The sequence below is a fragment of the Streptomyces inusitatus genome (assembly GCF_014651115.1).
In the GTDB taxonomy this organism is placed as follows: Bacteria; Actinomycetota; Actinomycetes; order Streptomycetales; family Streptomycetaceae; genus Streptomyces; species Streptomyces amakusaensis.
In genome coordinates, this window is record NZ_BMWG01000004.1 from 330,629 (window position 1) to 347,876 (window position 17,248).

20 protein-coding genes are annotated in these 17,248 nt (G+C 70.9%); 4 read left to right on the top strand and 16 right to left on the bottom strand.

The features are described 5' to 3' along the window. Positions 1 to 73 precede the first annotated feature (73 nt). Positions 74 to 736 carry a SpoIIE family protein phosphatase gene (locus IE247_RS10955; protein ID WP_190122789.1) on the bottom strand — a complete coding sequence of 221 codons (663 nt, stop codon included), beginning with the start codon at positions 734 to 736 and terminating at the stop codon, positions 74 to 76. Further along, positions 736 to 909 carry a hypothetical protein gene (locus IE247_RS10960; RefSeq protein ID WP_190122790.1) on the bottom strand — a complete coding sequence of 58 codons (174 nt, stop codon included), beginning with the start codon at positions 907 to 909 and terminating at the stop codon, positions 736 to 738. The genes IE247_RS10955 and IE247_RS10960 overlap by 1 nt, the downstream gene beginning before the upstream one ends. Before the next feature lie 149 nt (positions 910 to 1,058). On the opposite strand from IE247_RS10960, the gene IE247_RS10965 reads away from it, so the two are divergent. The 4 genes from IE247_RS10965 to kilB all read left to right on the top strand — a co-directional run bounded on the left by IE247_RS10965 (position 1,059) and on the right by kilB (position 3,870). Beyond that, positions 1,059 to 2,270 carry a helix-turn-helix domain-containing protein gene (locus IE247_RS10965; RefSeq protein ID WP_506005037.1) on the top strand — a complete coding sequence of 404 codons (1,212 nt, stop codon included), beginning with the start codon at positions 1,059 to 1,061 and terminating at the stop codon, positions 2,268 to 2,270. Between the two features lie 2 nt (positions 2,271 to 2,272). Beyond that, positions 2,273 to 2,572, top strand: coding sequence for a 4a-hydroxytetrahydrobiopterin dehydratase (locus tag IE247_RS10970; RefSeq protein WP_190122792.1), 300 nt, complete (start codon positions 2,273 to 2,275; stop codon positions 2,570 to 2,572). Between the two features lie 128 nt (positions 2,573 to 2,700). Next, positions 2,701 to 3,174, top strand: a complete 474-nt coding sequence (locus IE247_RS10975; protein WP_190122793.1) for a hypothetical protein — start codon at positions 2,701 to 2,703, stop codon at positions 3,172 to 3,174. A 213-nt stretch (positions 3,175 to 3,387) separates the two neighbouring features. Then, a complete protein-coding gene (gene kilB / locus IE247_RS10980; protein ID WP_190122794.1) occupies positions 3,388 to 3,870 on the top strand; it encodes a plasmid transfer protein KilB in 483 nt (160 codons plus the stop codon). Between the two features lie 66 nt (positions 3,871 to 3,936). Here kilB and IE247_RS10985 read toward each other — a convergent pair whose 3' ends face one another. From IE247_RS10985 to IE247_RS11050, 14 genes are all read right to left on the bottom strand, one after another. After that, positions 3,937 to 4,185, bottom strand: coding sequence for a hypothetical protein (locus IE247_RS10985; protein WP_190122795.1), 249 nt, complete (start codon positions 4,183 to 4,185; stop codon positions 3,937 to 3,939). Positions 4,186 to 4,187: 2 nt separating this feature from the next. Beyond that, positions 4,188 to 4,982, bottom strand: a complete 795-nt coding sequence (locus tag IE247_RS10990) for a peptidoglycan-binding protein (protein ID WP_190122796.1) — start codon at positions 4,980 to 4,982, stop codon at positions 4,188 to 4,190. A gap of 60 nt (positions 4,983 to 5,042) precedes the next feature. Further along, a complete protein-coding gene (locus tag IE247_RS10995; protein WP_190122797.1) occupies positions 5,043 to 5,552 on the bottom strand; it encodes a hypothetical protein in 510 nt (169 codons plus the stop codon). Continuing rightward, a complete protein-coding gene (locus tag IE247_RS11000) occupies positions 5,549 to 5,989 on the bottom strand; it encodes a hypothetical protein (RefSeq protein WP_190122798.1) in 441 nt (146 codons plus the stop codon). The genes IE247_RS10995 and IE247_RS11000 overlap by 4 nt, the downstream gene beginning before the upstream one ends. Before the next feature lie 15 nt (positions 5,990 to 6,004). Then, a complete protein-coding gene (locus IE247_RS11005) occupies positions 6,005 to 8,422 on the bottom strand; it encodes a LamG-like jellyroll fold domain-containing protein (protein WP_190122799.1) in 2,418 nt (805 codons plus the stop codon). Between the two features lie 2 nt (positions 8,423 to 8,424). Further along, positions 8,425 to 12,228, bottom strand: coding sequence for a hypothetical protein (locus IE247_RS11010; RefSeq protein ID WP_190122800.1), 3,804 nt, complete (start codon positions 12,226 to 12,228; stop codon positions 8,425 to 8,427). Positions 12,229 to 12,326: 98 nt separating this feature from the next. Further along, positions 12,327 to 12,899, bottom strand: a complete 573-nt coding sequence (locus IE247_RS11015) for a hypothetical protein (protein ID WP_190122801.1) — start codon at positions 12,897 to 12,899, stop codon at positions 12,327 to 12,329. A 9-nt stretch (positions 12,900 to 12,908) separates the two neighbouring features. Continuing rightward, positions 12,909 to 13,415, bottom strand: coding sequence for a hypothetical protein (locus IE247_RS11020; RefSeq protein WP_190122802.1), 507 nt, complete (start codon positions 13,413 to 13,415; stop codon positions 12,909 to 12,911). A gap of 7 nt (positions 13,416 to 13,422) precedes the next feature. After that, the gene (locus tag IE247_RS11025; RefSeq protein ID WP_190122803.1) at positions 13,423 to 14,409 is read right to left on the bottom strand and encodes a phage tail tube protein; all 987 of its coding nucleotides are present in this window, start codon (positions 14,407 to 14,409) and stop codon (positions 13,423 to 13,425) included. A gap of 1 nt (position 14,410) precedes the next feature. Further along, positions 14,411 to 14,647 (bottom strand): hypothetical protein, encoded by a 237-nt coding sequence (locus tag IE247_RS11030; RefSeq protein ID WP_190122804.1) that lies wholly within the window; start codon positions 14,645 to 14,647, stop codon positions 14,411 to 14,413. 31 nt (positions 14,648 to 14,678) lie between these two features. Beyond that, positions 14,679 to 15,146, bottom strand: a complete 468-nt coding sequence (locus IE247_RS11035; RefSeq protein ID WP_190122805.1) for a hypothetical protein — start codon at positions 15,144 to 15,146, stop codon at positions 14,679 to 14,681. Next, on the bottom strand, positions 15,146 to 15,691 hold the full coding sequence (locus IE247_RS11040; protein ID WP_190122806.1) for a head-tail connector protein: 546 nt from the start codon (positions 15,689 to 15,691) through the stop codon (positions 15,146 to 15,148). The genes IE247_RS11035 and IE247_RS11040 overlap by 1 nt, the downstream gene beginning before the upstream one ends. 13 nt (positions 15,692 to 15,704) lie before the next feature. After that, positions 15,705 to 15,932 carry a hypothetical protein gene (locus tag IE247_RS11045; RefSeq protein WP_190122807.1) on the bottom strand — a complete coding sequence of 76 codons (228 nt, stop codon included), beginning with the start codon at positions 15,930 to 15,932 and terminating at the stop codon, positions 15,705 to 15,707. 67 nt (positions 15,933 to 15,999) lie between these two features. Beyond that, positions 16,000 to 17,214, bottom strand: coding sequence for a phage major capsid protein (locus IE247_RS11050; protein WP_190122808.1), 1,215 nt, complete (start codon positions 17,212 to 17,214; stop codon positions 16,000 to 16,002). Positions 17,215 to 17,248 lie beyond the last annotated feature (34 nt).

A 17,248-nucleotide genomic window follows, 5' to 3' on the forward strand; every position in this document is an offset into this window, starting at 1 on the left:
TGCGGGCCGGGGCACAGCTGGCACTCGCCGAGGCGGCACTCCGGGGTGAGCTGGGGCCGTCGTGCCGGGCCGGTCACGGGGCGCGCCGTCGGAACTCCCGCGCGGGACCGACGCTGATGACGATGGCGGTCGCGTCGTCGCGCTTGCCCTCCTCGTCCGGCCCGGCCGCCGCCACGATGGCGTCGGCGAGGGCCTGCGGGTCGGTGTGCTCGCGGGCGAGGGCTTCCAGCGCCTTGAGGCCCAGGTCGGCACCGTCGGAGAGGAGCAGCAGCAGTTCCTCCTCCGGTGCGCGGGACCGTCCCACGATCGGGGCCACGGCGGTGGCCAGGGAGACGTAGAGCTGCTCGCCCACCCCCTGCGGGATCGTCCTCAGGGCCAGGTGCCGACCGTTCCAGCTGTACGCGACCGCGTCCCCCGCCACGCAGAGTTCGATGTCCCGTCCGGGGACGGCTACCGCGACGACCACCGCTCCGTCCGGGCCGGCCCCGGGCGCGAAGTTCTCCGTGAGCGCGGCGGCCGTGAGGGCTCCCGTCGTGGCCCCCCGTCGTACGCCGATCTCCGTTGCTGCCCAGGCTAGGCGCTCGGCGAGCAGAGGCGCGCCCTCGTCGTGCCCGGCCAGGTCGACCACGGCGGCCGCGACCGTGCCGTCCGGCGCGGTGACCGTGGTCGCGGCGTCCGCGTTGTTGGGGCCGGTGCCCTGCCGGGTGGCGACGTGCGCGCGGTTGAGGCTGCCCATCAGCGGCCACCGCCGGTCCGCAGCCCGCTGCACCGGGCGCAGCAGCAGGGCGGGTAAGCGGAGGAGACCATCAGGCCCGGCGGTACGGGCGGACCTCCGGGGCCGCCGACCACCACCGTCGGCGAGACGGGGCGCTCGCCGCCCCGGCTCATCCGGTACACCCTCATCGTCATCACCGTGCATCCCCTTTGGGTAGCGAGCAGGATGTCCCCATCGAACCTGGAATGCCCGCGAGTGAAAGGAGCCTGCAGACGGGCCGTTCAGGGGGCCAGAATGGGGGCCAGAACGGGGAGGCGGCATGAAAGCGGAGAGCATCGGTCAGATGCTTGTCCGGCTGCGCACCGCGCGCGGCTGGACGCAGAAGCAGGTGGCAGACGCGTACTGTCGGGCATCCGGCACCATCGCCAAGGACTCACGGGAGGTGGGCCGGTGGGAGCGGGGCGTGCGAATCCCTGTGCCCTTCGCACGGGGCCACTTAGCCGCGATCTTCGGTGTGCCGCTCACCGTGCTGGACCGCGCGGCCGCCGTGAGCAGGAGAGAACGGGTCGTCGCGCCGTCCGTTCCGCCCGTTGAGGACACCTCTGGCCCCGGCAGCGCCGGGCCAGCACCTCTCGCGGCGGAGGCTCCGTCAACCACTCGGCACGTTGACCCCGCCCTGGTCCCGTACTTTCAGACCCAGCTCGAAGGCCACTACGCGGCAGACATGATGCTCGGTCCCCGCGCTCTGCTGGGCACGGTCGAGGCGCAGTGCCGCCTCATAGGAGAGTTGGTCGACCAGGCCGACGCACCGACCCGGCGGTCCATGGCCGAGGTGGGCGTGTCCTACGCGACCTTCGCGGCCTGGCTTCACCTCGATGCCGGGGACCCCACGGCGGCCCTGCGATGGCACGACACAGCCCAGGAACTCGCGCACCGCTCCCACAACCGCCAGGCCATCGCGTGCGCGCTGGTCGACCGCGCGATGGCCCGTACGGATCAGGGAGCCGGGGCGGCTGTGGTCGACCTCTGCGAGAGCGCCCTCATGGACGCCACCCACCTGTCCCCCGAGATCCAGGTTTTCGCGCTCCAGCAGCAGGCGCACGGAGCCTCTCTCCTCGGTGAGCGCCGAGAGGTGGACCAACTGCTCGACACCGCGAGCCGATTACTTGACCGGGTGGACGTCGAAGAGTGGGGCACGGCCTGCCTGCGCACTCCCAACTACGTTGAGGTGCAGCGCGCCACTTGCTACGGACGGCTCGGCCTGGCGCACGAGGCGCACCGACTGTGGCAGCAGATCATCCCGGCGGCTCCGGCAACGTCTCGGCGCGACGTCGGGGTGTGGTCCGCCCGGCAGGCAGTCGCCTCGGCCGCACTTGGGGAGCCGGAGCGCGCGGTCGGCCTGGCGCGCCATGCTGCCGACGTCGTACTGGCCACCGGCTCTGCGCGCGCCGTCAAAGAACTGTGGGCTGTAGCAACTGCGATGTCGCCGTGGCAGGCTGAGCCGGTCGGCCAGGATCTTGCCGAGGTGCTGGCACCCATTGGCGTAGGGAGATGACCATGGCTGAACCGCTGTCCAAGGAGCAGATCGAGGAGCGGATTCGAGGTCTTGACGGATGGTCGACGGACGGCCGGAAGATCGAGCGCACATACACGATCAGCCATATCCCAGGCGCTGCGTTCGTCGCGCACATCGCGGCCATCCAAGACGACCTCGGCCATCACTCTGACGCGACCCTGAGCTACCGGGGTGTGCATGTCTCGATCAGCTCAAGCGACCTCGGGGGGTACGTCGCGGAGCACGACATCGAACTGGCTCGCCGCATCGAGGCTGCCTCGCCTGGCCACGGCGCAGTGTAGCGGCCGCCTATGCGAAGAGGTCCCCGCCGCCCACTAAGGCGGCGGGGCAGAGGCAGGCCGAAACAGGCCCTTCGCGGAGCAGCGCACGGCATAGTGCGAAGGGTGACCGTGACACAGAACGGAGAGCTATGTTCTCGGACAACACCTGGGGCCTGTGCGAGTACCACACCTCAGGCTTCACCGACGGCGAGCTAGAGGCGCTCAAGGAGTACGACGAACGGTGCACCCTCAAGGGGCGCTTCGACCTGGAGGAACTGCTGCACGAGACCGGGCTGGAAGCCGACGAAGCCCTGCGACTCCGGGCCGGGGAACTGGCCCGATGGCACGACGACCTCCTGCGGCTGATGGCTGACCCTCGGATTGAGAACGAGCGTCGCCGCGAGAACGCCTTCGGTCCTCCCTACGACGACCATGGCACGGGCCCGTACGGTGGAGCCGTCGCCCGGTTCCTGGCGTTCTCCGCCGAGGACTACCACCGTCACAGGCGCGGGTACGAGCACGCAGTCACTGTGTGGGCCCTGGGCCTTCAGGCCTTGGACAGCTACCCGCCCGATACCTGCGGCCTCGACCTCGACAACCGAGTTCTGAAGCTCTGGGGCTGAGTTCTGGGAAATGCGGCATCCCCGCGACGGCGGGGAGTATCCGGTGAGGACGCGCGCAGTGACTAAGCGGGCCACCCCTGCTACGCAGGGCTACGAGCTGCTAGCCGTGAGCGTATCGGGATGCCTCGCTCACCCGCCAGTACCTCCGCGGAAAAGTTGCCTCCCGTCAGAACTTGGTCCCATGCGCCGGCTGTTCGTCCTACCGTCACAGGCATGTGGTCCACACTCATTGCCGTCATCGGTACCCTCGCGGGCGTCGCGCTCGCCAGCGCCACTCAGGTCTGGACAGAGCGCCGTACCGCGCGCCGGGAGCAGCGGCAGCAGGTCGCGGCTGCCACCGCGCAACTGCTGGACGCCGTGATCGGCTATCGCGAGTTGTTCTGGCTGCGGATAGCCGCGCTCCGGGCCGGGGAGCCGGAGGAGCGCGAGGAGCGCGCTGCGTTCTACCGGGCCAGATCCGAGATCACCCGGGCGCGCGATCGTCTGGCGCTGGCCACCGCCGACCCTGCGCTGATCGACGCCTCCGAGGCTGCGGCCTGGTCGGCTATCGAGCTGAGTGACATACAGCTTGGGACCCTTGTTGACGGGCGGTTTGCTAACGCGGTCGAGGCTGCGCTCGATGCCGGGCGGGAGCGGAGCCGGGACGCCCACACCGCCCTTCGCCGGGCGGCCACGGAGCATGTGCGGCGCGGCTGATCCAGGCCGGGCCCGGGGGGAAACGTGAGAAGCCCCCCGCCGCCACGAGGGCGACGGGGGAGAAGGTCACTCGGGAGGGTCCAGGGCCTTCTTCACGGCCGCCTCAATCCGCGCCGTGAGGACGCCGTTCGTGTTGTGCTTGATCTCTGTGAGCACCTGGTCCTGTCGGCCGAGCTGTGTCATCAGGAAAGCAGCACCCAGTACCGGGCCCACGAGGGCGACGTACTCGGCGGTCGCGCTGCCGGTCACGGCCAGGGCGACGTACCCGGCCACGCTGATCGCGAAGACCGCGATCTGGAGAGTCCTCATGGTCATCATCACTTTCCTGTGGTGGGGACGCGGAGTTCGGCCCAGCTGCTCGGGCCGGGGATACCGTCGGCGGCCGCGCCGATGTAGCCGAGCTTGCGCTGCCAGGCCGCGTACGACTTCCGATCGGCCTCGCCCCACGCGGGGCCAGGCCCCACGGCGTACCGGCCGCAGCCCTCGGCCGCGAGCCGCTTGCCCATCGCGGTGATGATCTGGCTGCGACGCCCGGCGGTGAAGAAGGCGGCCCCGGGGAACGGCTCGTACTTCGCCACCGGCGGCGCGGGCTTCGGCTTCGGGGCCGGCGCGCCCGGGCGGGGCGCGCCGCGCTTCACCCACGCGTGCAGCTCGTCGCCGGGGCAGGCGGTCGGGTGCCCGTCGCGGTGGCCGAGGATCTCCGGGCCCGCGTCGCCGTGCTCGCGCAGGTACTCGATCGCGTCCCGGAGCCCGGCGAGCATGGCGTCGGTCGGCCGGGTGAGGCCCTCGGTGCCGAGGAGCGCGCACACCGCGTAGTGCCGCGAGTTGAGCGTGGCCGATCCGTTCGCGCCGGTGCGGCGGTGCGCGCCCCGGCCCTCGAACACCGTGCCGTGCTCGCACACGAGCATCGAGTACGCGATGTCGGAGTAGTTCTCCTTCTTGTTCGCGAGGTGCGCGGCGCGGATCTGGCGGACGTAGTCGTCGCACCGGTCGTGCGTACGGGACGCGTACGCGCTCCCGAGATAGTGCACCTTGACGCCGCGCGTGGACGCGACCTTCGCGGCGGGCGAGGTGGCGGGCGCGCCCCACTGGGCGCGCCGGATGAGCTGCATGGTGCCTCCGGGCACAGAAGAGCCCCGGGCCGGGCGGCTCGGGGCGGGTGGCGGGGTTGGTCAGGTGGCGGTCTGGTAGGTGCCGTAGACCTTGACGACGTCGCCGGCGGCGAGGGTCCAGGGGGCGCCGCTGGCCCAGGCGTTCCAATCTCCGGGCGTCGAGGGGTTGGCGAGCCAGATCGTGCCGGTGGTGGTCGCCGAGTTCGAGAGGTCGGCCGCGCCGAGGATGAAATTTGGGCTGGCGGGGTCTCTGTTGGCCATGGCAGTGAGGACTCCGGGCATGGTGCCGGCGGCCGTGAACGGCAGCCCCAACGAGAGGTTCCCGCTGCCGAAGGTGGTGCTGCTGCCGACGATGAGGCGTGCGTGGACGTGGCAGGTCCGACCGATCTTCATGTGGCGGCCGACCAGCGTGCCGTTGCCGATGGCCGGGTTGGTGGTGGCTCCGGTCCAGGTCGGTGTGTAGGAGGTCCAGGCGGCGAACATCGAGTTGAGCTGATCGCGGATCTCGACGTTGAGCATGGCCGCGGTCACGACCTCGCCGACGCTCCAGGTGCGCGGCGCGAACGTCACTCTCCTCTCCTCGCCGCTTCGGGTATGGGCCGGTCGGGGTTGTTGGGGTCGTCCGGGTTCCACCAGTTCCGGTCGCGTACCAGGGGGCGGGTGAGCATGTCCGCCTCGATCGCGTCCACGGTCGTGGGCCAGACGACGGTGACCCAGTCGTAGCCGCACTCCGGGCACGCCATCCGCTGGTCGGAGGGCGAGATGAGCTGGGCGTTGCCGCAGTGGCAGTCGCCGAGCCACCTGTTGTGGTTGATCCGGGCGTAGACGAGGCCGCTGACGGTGACGGTGGGGACGGGGACGGTGCGGCCGAGCCAGGCCCGGTACCAGTGGAAGATCCGCTCGGCAACGGGGATGTGGGACCAGTCGTCCGCGGGGCGGCCGGGGCGGGCGGGGCGGGGGCGGTAGTACGCCTCCGCGCGTACCACCAGAGTGGTGTTGGTGGACATGCCTGTCTCCTTGGGTCAGTAGGCGAGGCGGGTGGTGGTGCCGAGCTCGGCGTAGACGGGGTCGTCCAGGACCCACACGGAGTCGGTGATCGCCGCGCTCGTGTGGAAGGCGATCCTGTGGTCGCGGTGCTTGATCGTCTCGGTGTAGCCCTCGACGGTGACGCGCATCTCCGCCGCCGGGGCCTGGGCCGGGAGGCCGGTGACGGAGATGTGGGAGCCGATGTCCGCACCGAGGATGCCGAGGTAGGCCGGGTGCGAGTACGCCTGCACCGGGACCTCCCGCAGCTCGTACACCGGCTGCGCGTAGCGGGAGATGAGCCAGGTCGCCGCGTCCCGGACGGCGTTGTCGCTGGTTTTGAGGATGGAGATGTCGCCGCCGGGGGGTGCGTAGGTGCCGTAGCGGGCGGCGCTCGCTGTGTCGACGGCGCGCTGGGTCGCCCCGTCCGGGCGGCTCGCCGTCACCGTGTTGATGAGCTTCTGGTCGTCGCGCTTCAGCTGGACTCCGTCGGTCTCCAGGTCGGCGTACTCGACGCTGAAGGCGTCGGCGGCCGGTGAGGGGTTGTAGCGCAGGCCGCGGGAGGCGTAGTCGAGCGCGAGGCGGTCCCGGGCGGCGTAGAGGCGGGCGCTCTCCGTGGTCTCGATCTCCCGCATCCGGGACAGGGCGGTCTGGCCGCCCGCCCCTTGCCCGGCGACCGGGTCGTGCACGGTGCCGTAGATGCTCGGCGGGCCGAGCCCGGTGTAGCGGGCCAGGCGGGCGATGCGCAGATCAGCAGTCTCCCCGGCGTGGGCCGTGGTCCCGGCGGTGTAGTGGGAGGGCAGTGTCGGCAGAGGCGCGAAGAAGGTGTTGTAGATGCTCAGGTGTGCGATGGACCCGGACCACAGCCGCGCCCCTTTGTGGCCGCCGACGTCGAGGAATCGCGTATCTGTGATGAGCATGGCGAAATCGGTGAGCCGGGCCACGCCGTCGACGTAGATCGTGAAAAGGTTCGTGTCCCAGAGGACGTGGTGCCACGCCCCGTCGGCCAAGTTCCCTGTGGGCACTGTCTGGGTCTCCGGGACCGCGTCGTAGATCACGAACTCGACCTGGAGGATCCCGGCGAAGTTGAGGGAGAGGATGAACATTTCGTCCTCGGCCGCCGTGCGCAGGGACATGATGACCCGGCCCGTAGTGCTGGTGGAGAACCAGAACTCGACGAACATCTCCCCCTCGATGACCCCGAGCGCGTTCTCCAGGTCGGCGGCCAGGTACCGGCCCGCCGACGAGCTCGCGGGCGTGAACACCGGGGCCTTCTCGCCGGTGGCGGCCGGGCCGTCCGCCGCCCCGAAGGTGAGCGTGCCGCCGGATCCCGCCTGGACGCGGGCGAGTGAGGGAGCTCCTCGCCCGGAGAGGTCTCCGGCGCTGCTGCCCGAGGTCTCGGTGAGCGGGTAGTACGCGACAGCACTCCCCGTCGCCGCGATCTCCTCGGCCAGGCACGATTTCAACTCCCTGTCCCTGCCCAGCCACTTGAACACGTCGGTGGCGGTGATCGTGACGGTGGACTCCAGGCCCGCCCACTGGACCGGGAAGTCGCCCACGGCACCGTAGAAGCGTGGGTAGACGACCGCGCCCGCCAGGTCCAGTTCCGCGTAGTCGCCGGCCCCGCCGGTCCGGACCCCGGCCATCTCGATGACCACCTGGTCCGTACCGACCCAGGCCGGGGTGGGGATGCTGCGCAGCACCGTCCAGGAGCAGCCGTCCGGCGACGTCTCCCAGAACAGAACGCCCGCGGCTTCCCGGATCCGGATCCACAGGTGTGCGGTCGGGCTGTGGGCGACGGTGACCGAGGCCGGGTCGGTACCGGCGACCTCGGAGACGCAGCTGAGCGTCTGGGTGATCGGCGAGTACACAAAGCCTGCGCGGGTCCCGGCGGTGGCCGAGGCGGCGGTGACGGTGAGGGTCGCGGCTGAGCTCCCCCCGGCGGCCGGGAGCGCCGACAGTTTGACGGCGAACTGGCTGCCGGTGAGGAGCCAGGACCGGCCGGACTTGTATCCGGCGGGGGCGCCGGGGGTGAGGGGGATGCGGGCCCGGCCGCCGGCCTCGGCCACGCCGCCGTAGCAGTCCGGCCACAGCACCGGGTCGATCCGCCCGTCGTCGAAGTCGTCCGCCAGCGCGGTGAGTGGCCAGGGTGCGGGTCCGGTCCGGGCGGGGAGGTGGGTGACGGCCGCGCGGACCGGGACGCCCGGCAGCGCGTCCGGCCCGCTGAACTGACCATTTTGGTTGTCCAGGCGCATGGTGAGCGTCCCCGGCTGGGTGTCGGCGAACTCGTCGCTCGCGCCCCGCGTGATGTTCACCCCGGAGGCGGAGACGTCGACGTACTCCGTGATGTCGGTCCACACGATCCGGTCCGGGGCGGATACTGATCCGCCCCAGCCCAGCTCTACGAGCAGCCCCATACTCAGACCCCCAGTGCGACGTTGATTCCGTAGGTGCGGCGGAGCTCGACCAGCTGGCGGCGGAGCTCCCGGGCGACCGCGACCGGGTCGGCGGAGCCGGAGACGTGTACGTCAATCCGCACCTGCTGCGGTGTTCCGGCGGTGCTGCCGGTGATGGCCGGGCGGCCGATGACCGGCTGTGTGGAGGCGATCCGGCCGGATACGGCGGCGAGCGCCTGGTCGAGGACGGGCATGGCCTCGATGAGGCCGACGGCCAGACCCTTGGTCGAGTCCTGCCCGTCCGCCGCCATCACCCGCGACGGGCTCTTGATGCCGAGCGCCTTGCGGATGGCCTTCTGCATCGCTTTCGCGATCTTCACCATCTGCGCCTCGATGGCGTCCTGCTGCGACTCCAGGCCCTTCAGGAAGCCCTTCCCGGCGTTCTTCCCGCTGTCGTACAGCAGGTCAGCGCCGGTCTTGCCGAGCTTGTCCGTCTCCTTGGACAGCGTCCCCTGGAGGCTGTTGATGCTCTTGAAGGTGGCCTTGTCCGCCCCGGCGAGCGCGGACGCGTAGGCGTATCCCTCCTCCGGGCCCATCTCCAGGATCTGCCTCAACAAGGTCTTCGACAGGCCGCGCTTCGCGAGGGCGGTGATGTGGCTGGCGAAGGTGCGCAGCTTGCCGAGCTTGTTGGTCAGGCCGGCCTTGATGCTGCCCGCGCTGATCTTCCCGTCGGCGAGCTGGAGCCCGGCCAGTGACGAGGACTGCCGCGCCGACGTCGTGACGGACTTCGCGAAGTCGCGCGCGGCCTTGATGCGCGCGGCGAACCCATCCCGCTGAGACGCGAGCCGGTCCAGCTCCTTGGTGTCGACGCTGATCCGCGCGACCAGCGACAGGCCCGCGAGGCCCTTCTTCGTGCCCTTGACGGCGGCCAGGATGTCCTTGGCCAGCTCCTTCGCCGTGGACTTGATCTTCGCCCGCGACCCGGTCATGCCCGAGATCAGACCGTTCCCGATCTCCCGGGCGAGGGCCTTCATCTTCTTGCTCGGGCTGGCGATCTCCAGCTCCGCCCGCACACCGGTGACGACCGCGGCCGCCATGGTGCGGGCCGAGGCTTCCACCTCGCCCGTGCTGCTGCGCATGCCGGCCGCCAGGCCGCGCCCGGCGTCCGCCCCGGAGCCCGCCATCGCCCCGCCGCCGCCGGGGGCGGTCGGGCCGGGTGAGCCGATGGGGAGGCGGCCCTCGTTGAGGGCGTCCATGAACGCCACGCCGTGGCGTGCGACGGAGGAGGCTTTGACGACGTACTCGCCGTTGCTCACGCGCGCGTCGATGGAGTCTGACGTGCCCGTGCCGGGGCCGCGGACCAGGCCGCCGTCCGCGTAGAGCTCGGCGGCGTTCTTCGCGGCCGCGGCGTTCGAGGTGCCGCCGCCGTCCACCCGCATGGAGCGGTAGACGGTGAGGCGCGTGGTGGTGATCGTGATGCTCTTGTTCTGGATTCCGTCCCGCGCCCGCTGCACTGCGCCGAGGTTGGCCATGGCGGTGCCGGTCAGGGCGGTGACCGAGAACTGGCCGTTCTTGAGGTGGGTGACCTTGTAGCCGAGGCTCTCCAGCAGGCGTACGGCGTCCTGGGTGAGGGCCTTCACCGTCACGCTCTTCGCGTTCGGCGCTGCCTGCACCTTCGCGATGAACCCGTTGAGCCCGTTGACCGCGTCCTCGGTCCGCATCGTGATGGTGGCGGTCTTGTCCGGGGTCTTGAGGATCTGGTCGGCGAGCTGCTCAGCCTGGCCCCGGGTCAGTCCCATGGCGTCGGCGAAGGCCACCAGCTGCGCGCGGCCCCGGGCGTAGACGTCGTTCGCCTTCTCCCACGATCCGGTGCTCTCGTAGGTGGAGGCGGCGGCGGCGTCGGTCTTGGCCGCCAGGTCCTGGAGCGCTGCTGCGGAGGTCCGGGCCCGTTCGGTGGTGAGGTTCAGCTCGCCGTGGACCATGGACAGGCTGCGCGCGCCGCCCGTCGCGGCCTTGGCGGTGGCCGCGATCGCCGCTTCGAAGCCGATCATTCCGCCCAGGCCGCCGCGCTGGACGTCGTTCAGGGCGACGATCGACTGCCGCAGCCCGTCTGCGGACTGCTTCTGTGCGGCGAGCTTCGCCTGCGTCGCCTGCGCCTGCTGCCCGAACAGCCCCATCGCCTGAGCAGCGAGTTCTTGCTCGAACTTCAGAGCGGCCAGGGCCTCGTTGTAGCCGTCGAGGCTGCCCTTCAGCTGGGCGGCCTGCGCGGGTCCCATCCCGGCCAGCAGCCGGTCCAGCGCGGCGGCGGCCTGGTCCGCCTTCCCGCCGGAGACCAGGTTGGCGAGTGCCGAGTCGATCGCGTCGAACGACTGGGTGAGTTCTTCGGTCGCGTCGCCGGCGTCGAGGAAGCCGCCGGTGATCGAGCTGCCCCAGTTGTTGACGCTCTCCACCACGCTCGGGTCGAGGACCCGGTCGATCTGCTCGCGGAGCTTCTCGAAGTCGGCACCGAACTCGGTGACCAGAGTGCCGCTGGTCTTTCCGGTGCGGCCGAGCTGGCCCAGCGACGTCGTCAGCCGGTCGACGTCCGGGCCCGTCGTCCGGCCGGCCTGGGACAGCTCGTTGAGGCCGAGGAGCAGCAGACCGATACCGGTGCCCGCGACGGCCAGGCGCGCGCTGCGGGACAGCGCCATGAACCCGGCCCCGACTGCGGCGAGCCGGCCCGGCGCGGCGGACGCCGCAGTGTTCATCGCCACGAGCTGGACGCCGAGCGCGGCGATGGCCGCCCGCCCGGCCGCCATGCCGACGGCCGCGAGCTGCACCGCCTTGATCGCGATCGCGAGCTGGAGCAGGGTCGTGATGACCCCGGACGGCACGGCCGCCGCCAGGCCCGCGAGGACGTTGACGACCTGGAGCAGGCCGACACCGACATCGCTGCCCGCGATCAGCAGGTTGGTGAGCGCCTCGGCCAGGTTCCGGAGGGTCTCACCGGCGAGCGGGGCCTGGGCGCGCGCGTAGTCCATGAACTCGCTCAGGCCGCTGCCGACTTTGCTGGTGTCGGCCTGGCCCAGGGAGATCAGGGCGTCGTTGGCCTTGCGCAGGGTGCCGGTCGCGAACGCCTCGAACTTGGCGTTGACCCGGTCGAAGCCTGCGGTCTGCATGCCCCCGGCGAGGATCGTGACCATCCGGTCCAGCTCGGCGGAGGTGCCCCGCACCAGACCGCTGGTCTTCGGCAGCAGTCCGGAGAGGGTGGCCATGCCCTTGGTGACCGGGGCCATCGTGTCCCCGGCCAGGCTGTCGGACCAGGACTTGTACTCATCCTTGAACACGCCCAGCGCCGCCGCGGCCTGCCGGGTTGCGGGAGGCAGCTTGGCCATGGTGCGGGCGTACTCCGCCTGCGCCGTGGCGGCTTCTTTCGACCGGGCCCCCGACGTCTCGACCGCGTCCTGATACTGCTTCTCCGCCTCGGCCGCCTCGCCCAGTGCGGCGGCCTGCGGGCCCAGCGCGGCGGCGAACACGCCCAGCGCGATCCCGGCGGCCCCCGCGCCGGCCGCGATCGGGGCCAGCGCGGCGGCGGCGGGGATCGCCGCCGGAGCCAGCGAGATCAGCGATCTCCGGAGGGTGGCCACCTTCTGGGCGCTGGTGGTCGTGTCGCGCTGCATGGCGGCCATGCGCTGCGTGGTCGTACGCGCCATGCGGTTCATCGCGGCTTCGCCGTTGATCCCGGCGGTCAGCATCCGGCGGCCGAGCCGGTCGGCGGAGTCCCCGACGCCGTTGAGGACACGGGACAGCTGGTCCCGCCCGTCGAGAGTGAAGGTGAGCCGGCTCATCGCTCACCCCCTTGGTGCTTATGCCGCGACGTGCGCCGCCGCTTGTTGTGCCTGGTGGGTGTCGATCCAGCCGCAGAGGCTGTAGAAGTCCTCGACCATCAGGGCGTCGATACCGTTGGGGTCGATGTGGAGGAGGTGGGCGAAGAGGCCGAGCCGCTGGAGCCGGTCGGTGTCGATGTCGAAGACGAGTCCGTCACCGGGGCCGGACTCGGCTCCTCGCTCGGAGGCCCCGGCTCGGGGCCGGCTGCCGGGGCTTTTCCCTCGTCGGCGGCCAGGGACTCGATGAGGGCCCGTGCGTGCTCGGGGTCGGCCGCAGCGGCGGGCATGGCCGCGAGGCTCGCCACGATCTGCTCGGCGGTGATCTCCGGGTCCACGTTCCGGACGGCGAACGCGCCGCCGACGATGTCCTCGATCTCACGCTTGTCGAAGAGCGTGGTCATCTCGTCGACACCCGGGTCGAAGTCCCCGAACCGCAAAGTCGGTTCCGCGCGCTTCTTGATGACCCAGATGATCGCGCGCATCGCGTCCAGATCATCGTTCTGCAGATTTCCTTTGATGTCGCCCCAGGTCTGGTCGATGGTCCGGGACACGATCGACGCCTCGGACACCCGCAGGCTCCGCGCGTCGTAGTGCTCGGGCTTCCCGCCCTCGGGCGTGTACGCGATGATCAACGGGTTCTCCTAGGTGAGTTGGTCGCGGACGTCGTCCAGGACGCGGGCGACCTCGGCGGTCATACGGGGCGTGTGGCGGCGGATGGTGGTCTCCCACCACAGCGGGGTGGTGGTCTGCTGGACCCAGCGCCGCCGGTTCCCGAACACCGGGTGACGGATCCTGCCGGTGTTGAGGGTGGCGGCCATGTTCCGCAGGTCCGGGGGCAGGGCGTCGCGGTCGACCCACACCCGCGCCCCCGCGCCCCCGGAGGTGCGTACGGAGATGCGGATCGCGGCGGCGATCGTCGCCCGCAGAGGGCGGGTGGTCGGCGACGGCCCGCCCCGCGATCCCTGCCGGCGGCCCTGGCTGGAGATCGCGAGTCCCCGGACGGTCGACTGGAGATCGTCGCGGAGGGGCTCGGCCGCGCGCCGGATCCGGCGGGCCAGGTTCTGCTTCAGCCTCGGGCCGCCGGCGGCCTTCAGCCTCCGGGACAGCTCCAGCAGCTGCCCGGTGCCGGTGATCTGTACGCTGCGCACCGGACCCTCACAGGGTGACGTCGGTGGACATGTACTCGATGCTGGGCTGGTTCGTGCCGTCGTACAGGCCGGTGAAGGTGAGCGTCGGCTTGACCACGTCGAATCCGTCGACCGTCGGGGGTGCCTCATCGACCCTGATCGCCGGGAGCTTGACGGTGAACCGCTCGGCGTGGGCGGCCGCGATGATGGGGCCGGTGAAGTCCCACACCAGGCTGGTCGCCGCATCGGAGGTGTGGAGGTCGTCGAGGACGGTGTCGACGTAGTCCATCTCGATGCTGCCGGTGATCTTCACCTGGTCGTTGCTGATGGGCTCCTTCTTCAGCCCGGACTGCCCGGCGTAGAACCGCTCCACGGCCATGCCGCGCTCGATCTTGACGCTGACCTTGCGGATCCCGTCCCGGGCGACCTCGGACGCGTACGCGCCGGTGCGCAGGGACATCTGCCCGAAGTGGAACGGACTCATGGCCGGGTAGTTGGCGACCGCGAGGGTCTGGGTCTCGTCGCAGTCCTTCGCGTCGATCTCGAACGAGGCGGTCAGCATCCCGCCGACCTCGCAGGAGAACTCGGCCGAGATGATCTTGCAGCCGAGGAAGGTCTTCGGGGTGACCGTGCCGCTGGTGAGCGGGACACCCTTCTGGATGACCAGGCTCTTGCCCGCGACGTCGGCGAGCAGGTGCGTCTGGAGGTAGGCGGTGGTGGCGGCCTGCTGGACCGGGGTCACGCTCGTGCCCATCAGCGTCTGGAGCAGCACCCCCATGCCCTTGTTGGTGACCTCCATCTCCAGCGACCCGGACGCCTGCCGCTGGGTGACCACCCGCCGGGAGGACAGCGGCAGCAGCCGGTTCGCCGCGATGCCCGCGCTGGTGGCCGTGGTCTTCTTGAGCTGGAGGCTCTCCTTGGTGAACTCGATGAACTTCGTCGAGGCGGTGAACACGCCGTAGGCGGACTCGGCCGCGATGCCGATCTGTGCGCCGAGCCCTGATCCGATCGCCATCTCACGCCTCCTTCTGCGGCGTCTTGGCCGCGCTGGTCTTCTTCGCGGCCGGGGCCGGGGCCGGGGCCGGGTCGGGCGTCTTGGGTTCCTCGACCGCTTCCCACGCCGTGGGCTGGCAGGCGTAGCCGTCGTACCGGTCGTCCGGCACGGTGACCACCTCGTCGGGCTGGACGATCCGGTCGACGCCCAGCTCCGGCACGTAGACCGGCTCCGGGCCCAGAAAGCGCACACGCGCCATCGCTCTCTCCTCATATATGGGGGTGGGTGGTTCAGATGCGGGCGCGGCAGGTGACCGAGAACGCCAGGCCGGCGAGCGCCCCGTCGGGGCCCTGCTCCTGGAGCAGGTCGCCGGTGGTGAGGTGCGCCCACAGCACCGCCCCGCCGAGGGTCGGCGCATGCGGGCTCGTGTCGGTGGCGCGGAGCGCGGTCTCGACGGCGGCCACGATCTCGAAGACCCGGGCCCGCCTCAGGCTCATGTCCTTGTCGCCGGTGCGGGACTCGGCGTAGCACGAGATCGCGAAGTCCTCGTCGCGCCGCCGGGCCCCGGCCGAGGCGAAGTCCTGCGTCAGCGATACGCCGGATTCGCCGCCGGGCTGCCAGCCCACGTAGATCCGGTGCCGCTCGGTCAAGTTCGCGGCCGGCGGCCCGTCGATGATGCGCACGTCCGCCAGGGCGGGAACCGTACGCAGGATCGCCAGCAGCGCATCGACGGCGGCGGGGACGCGGGAGGTCGCCATCACGCCACCCCCGGCGGGAGCTTGAAGGGCTCCAGCAACTCCAACACCCTGTTGGGCACGGCGTACCCGAACCCCGGAATGGGCTCGGTCACCGCGTAGTCGTCCGCTCCGCCCCCGCCCCGCGCTGACCCGTTCTGGGTGCGCCACAGGTGCTGGAGCAGGAGCCGGGCGGCCAGGTTGATCGTCGGGGGGATCGCGCTGCGGCCGGCGGTGTAGACGGCGATCCACAAGGTTCCGGCGAAGGTGCCGGTGCGGTGGTGCACGATGCCGGTCGGGGCGTCCAGCAGCAGACCGCCCAGATCGAGGGGGCTGCCCGCGGGGATCGCGGGGGTGACGGACACCAGGGCCACCGCCGGGATGTGGGTGAGGCAGATGCGGGGGCTGCGGCCCTGGATGGTCTCGGTCACCTGCCGTGTCTCCACCGGGCCGACGTGCTGTTCGATCACGGAGGTGAGGGCGTCGATGTAGGCGAGGAGTTCGGCATCATCAGCGCTGGTCTCGATGTTGAGCTGGGCCTTGGCCTCGGCGAGCGTGAGCAGTGCCATCGTCCCCTCCTCTCTACGGCTTCGCCGTGGTACGGCGCTTGGCGGGGGTCGAGGTCTCGGCCCCGGGGGCCGTGGCCTCTTCCACAGCCGGTTCGGCGTCGGGCTCCTGGTCGTGCTCGGCGATGCCGGTGGCGATGAGCAGCGCGGCCTCGCTGTCGGGCAGGTCGATGGTCTGTCCGCGCTCGGGCCAGAGCTGCCCGTCGCGGGTGCCGGAGATCTGGACCTTCATACGCACACGCATGGCGTTTCCCCTTTCCTGGGGTGGAGGAGAGCGCGGGCCCGGCCGGTGCCGGGCCTGCGCGGGGTGATCAGGTCGCGCCGCCGACGAATGACTTCACCGCGCCGGTCTGGTCGACGAGGAGGCCGTCCGCGCGGATGATCGCCCGGAACGTCACCAGGTCGGAGTTGAACGCGTAGTCGTCGGAGCGCTCGAACCGCAGTCCGCCCGCCATGCGGACGAAGTACTGGGAGAAGTCGCCGAACGCCACCGACCTCGCGGCCGTCGCGACGGCGGCCACGTTGGGGTCGGTGCGCACCGGCTTGCCCAGCAGCAGGTCCGGCGCGCCGACCTGAAGGGACGGCTGCCACAGGTACTGGCCGTTCAGATCCTTCAGCTTCCGCGCGGCACCGAGGGTGGTGTCCCGCATCAGCCAGCCGCACGAGCCGCTGTTCCGGTACGGGGCGATGACGCTGTAGTACAGATCGATCAGGTCGTCCGCGGTGAACGCACCCGCCACGCCGGTGCCGCCCGTCTTGCCGGTCGTCGCCAGGGTGATGACGCCGGACGGCTTGGAGGAGCCGTCGCCGGTGATGGCGTGGACGCCGAACGCGTTGCCCAGTGCCCGGCCCGCCTGCATGGCGAGGTAGCCCTCCAGGTCGACGCCGGTGTCGGTGAGGAGCTCGGTCGCCGCCTGGAGCAGGACGGCGTACTTGTAGGCGCTCAGGGTCCGCTTGGCGAACGCCGGGTCCGACTCGCCGATCGGGGCGGCCTCGGCGGTGAGCGAGGCGGTGGAGTGCGCCGTGGTGACGGGGATCTCGATGGTCTCGCCGGACGCGGTGCTCAGGACGGTCGGCCCGGCCATCATGATCCCGGACACCTCGATGAGGTGGGCCATGAGACGGCCGTAGAACGAGGTGGGGACGGTGTTGCCGCCCGCGGTCGCGGTGCCCTTGACCAGGTCACGGAACGCGACCCCGCCAGGCTTGGCTATGTCGATGTGGCGCATCTCGCCGCGCGCCCACCGGCGCAGCTCAGTGTCCTCGGAGGTCTCCTGCTTGCGTTCCTCCGGCTTGGCCATCAGGGAGGCGAACGCGGCGTCCGCGTCCCTGGACCGCTGCTCGGCCTCGGCCAGGTTCTTGGCGCGGGCGTCGATCTGGTCGATCTCGCCGTTGAGGCGCTGGTAGGTCTGCTCCTCCTCGGCGGTGAGGTCGCGCTTGTTCTCCTCCGCCGTGTCGAGCAGTGCCTTGGCCTGCTCCCACAGATTCGCGCGGCGTTCCTTCAGCCGCTGGATGTACTCGCTCACATGGCCCTCCCGGGGCATGACGACAACACCCGCA

Coding starts and splice junctions, on each gene's coding strand:
- IE247_RS10955 (WP_190122789.1), bottom strand. CDS start 736: ATGGGCAGCCTCAACCGCGCGCACGTCGCCACCCGGCAGGGCACCGGC.
- IE247_RS10960 (WP_190122790.1), bottom strand. CDS start 909: ATGACGATGAGGGTGTACCGGATGAGCCGGGGCGGCGAGCGCCCCGTC.
- IE247_RS10965 (WP_506005037.1), top strand. CDS start 1,059: ATGCTTGTCCGGCTGCGCACCGCGCGCGGCTGGACGCAGAAGCAGGTG.
- IE247_RS10970 (WP_190122792.1), top strand. CDS start 2,273: ATGGCTGAACCGCTGTCCAAGGAGCAGATCGAGGAGCGGATTCGAGGT.
- IE247_RS10975 (WP_190122793.1), top strand. CDS start 2,701: ATGTTCTCGGACAACACCTGGGGCCTGTGCGAGTACCACACCTCAGGC.
- kilB (WP_190122794.1), top strand. CDS start 3,388: ATGTGGTCCACACTCATTGCCGTCATCGGTACCCTCGCGGGCGTCGCG.
- IE247_RS10985 (WP_190122795.1), bottom strand. CDS start 4,185: ATGACCATGAGGACTCTCCAGATCGCGGTCTTCGCGATCAGCGTGGCC.
- IE247_RS10990 (WP_190122796.1), bottom strand. CDS start 4,982: ATGCAGCTCATCCGGCGCGCCCAGTGGGGCGCGCCCGCCACCTCGCCC.
- IE247_RS11000 (WP_190122798.1), bottom strand. CDS start 5,989: ATGTCCACCAACACCACTCTGGTGGTACGCGCGGAGGCGTACTACCGC.
- IE247_RS11005 (WP_190122799.1), bottom strand. CDS start 8,422: ATGGGGCTGCTCGTAGAGCTGGGCTGGGGCGGATCAGTATCCGCCCCG.
- IE247_RS11010 (WP_190122800.1), bottom strand. CDS start 12,228: ATGAGCCGGCTCACCTTCACTCTCGACGGGCGGGACCAGCTGTCCCGT.
- IE247_RS11025 (WP_190122803.1), bottom strand. CDS start 14,409: ATGGCGATCGGATCAGGGCTCGGCGCACAGATCGGCATCGCGGCCGAG.
- IE247_RS11030 (WP_190122804.1), bottom strand. CDS start 14,647: ATGGCGCGTGTGCGCTTTCTGGGCCCGGAGCCGGTCTACGTGCCGGAG.
- IE247_RS11035 (WP_190122805.1), bottom strand. CDS start 15,146: ATGGCGACCTCCCGCGTCCCCGCCGCCGTCGATGCGCTGCTGGCGATC.
- IE247_RS11040 (WP_190122806.1), bottom strand. CDS start 15,691: ATGGCACTGCTCACGCTCGCCGAGGCCAAGGCCCAGCTCAACATCGAG.
- IE247_RS11045 (WP_190122807.1), bottom strand. CDS start 15,932: ATGCGTGTGCGTATGAAGGTCCAGATCTCCGGCACCCGCGACGGGCAG.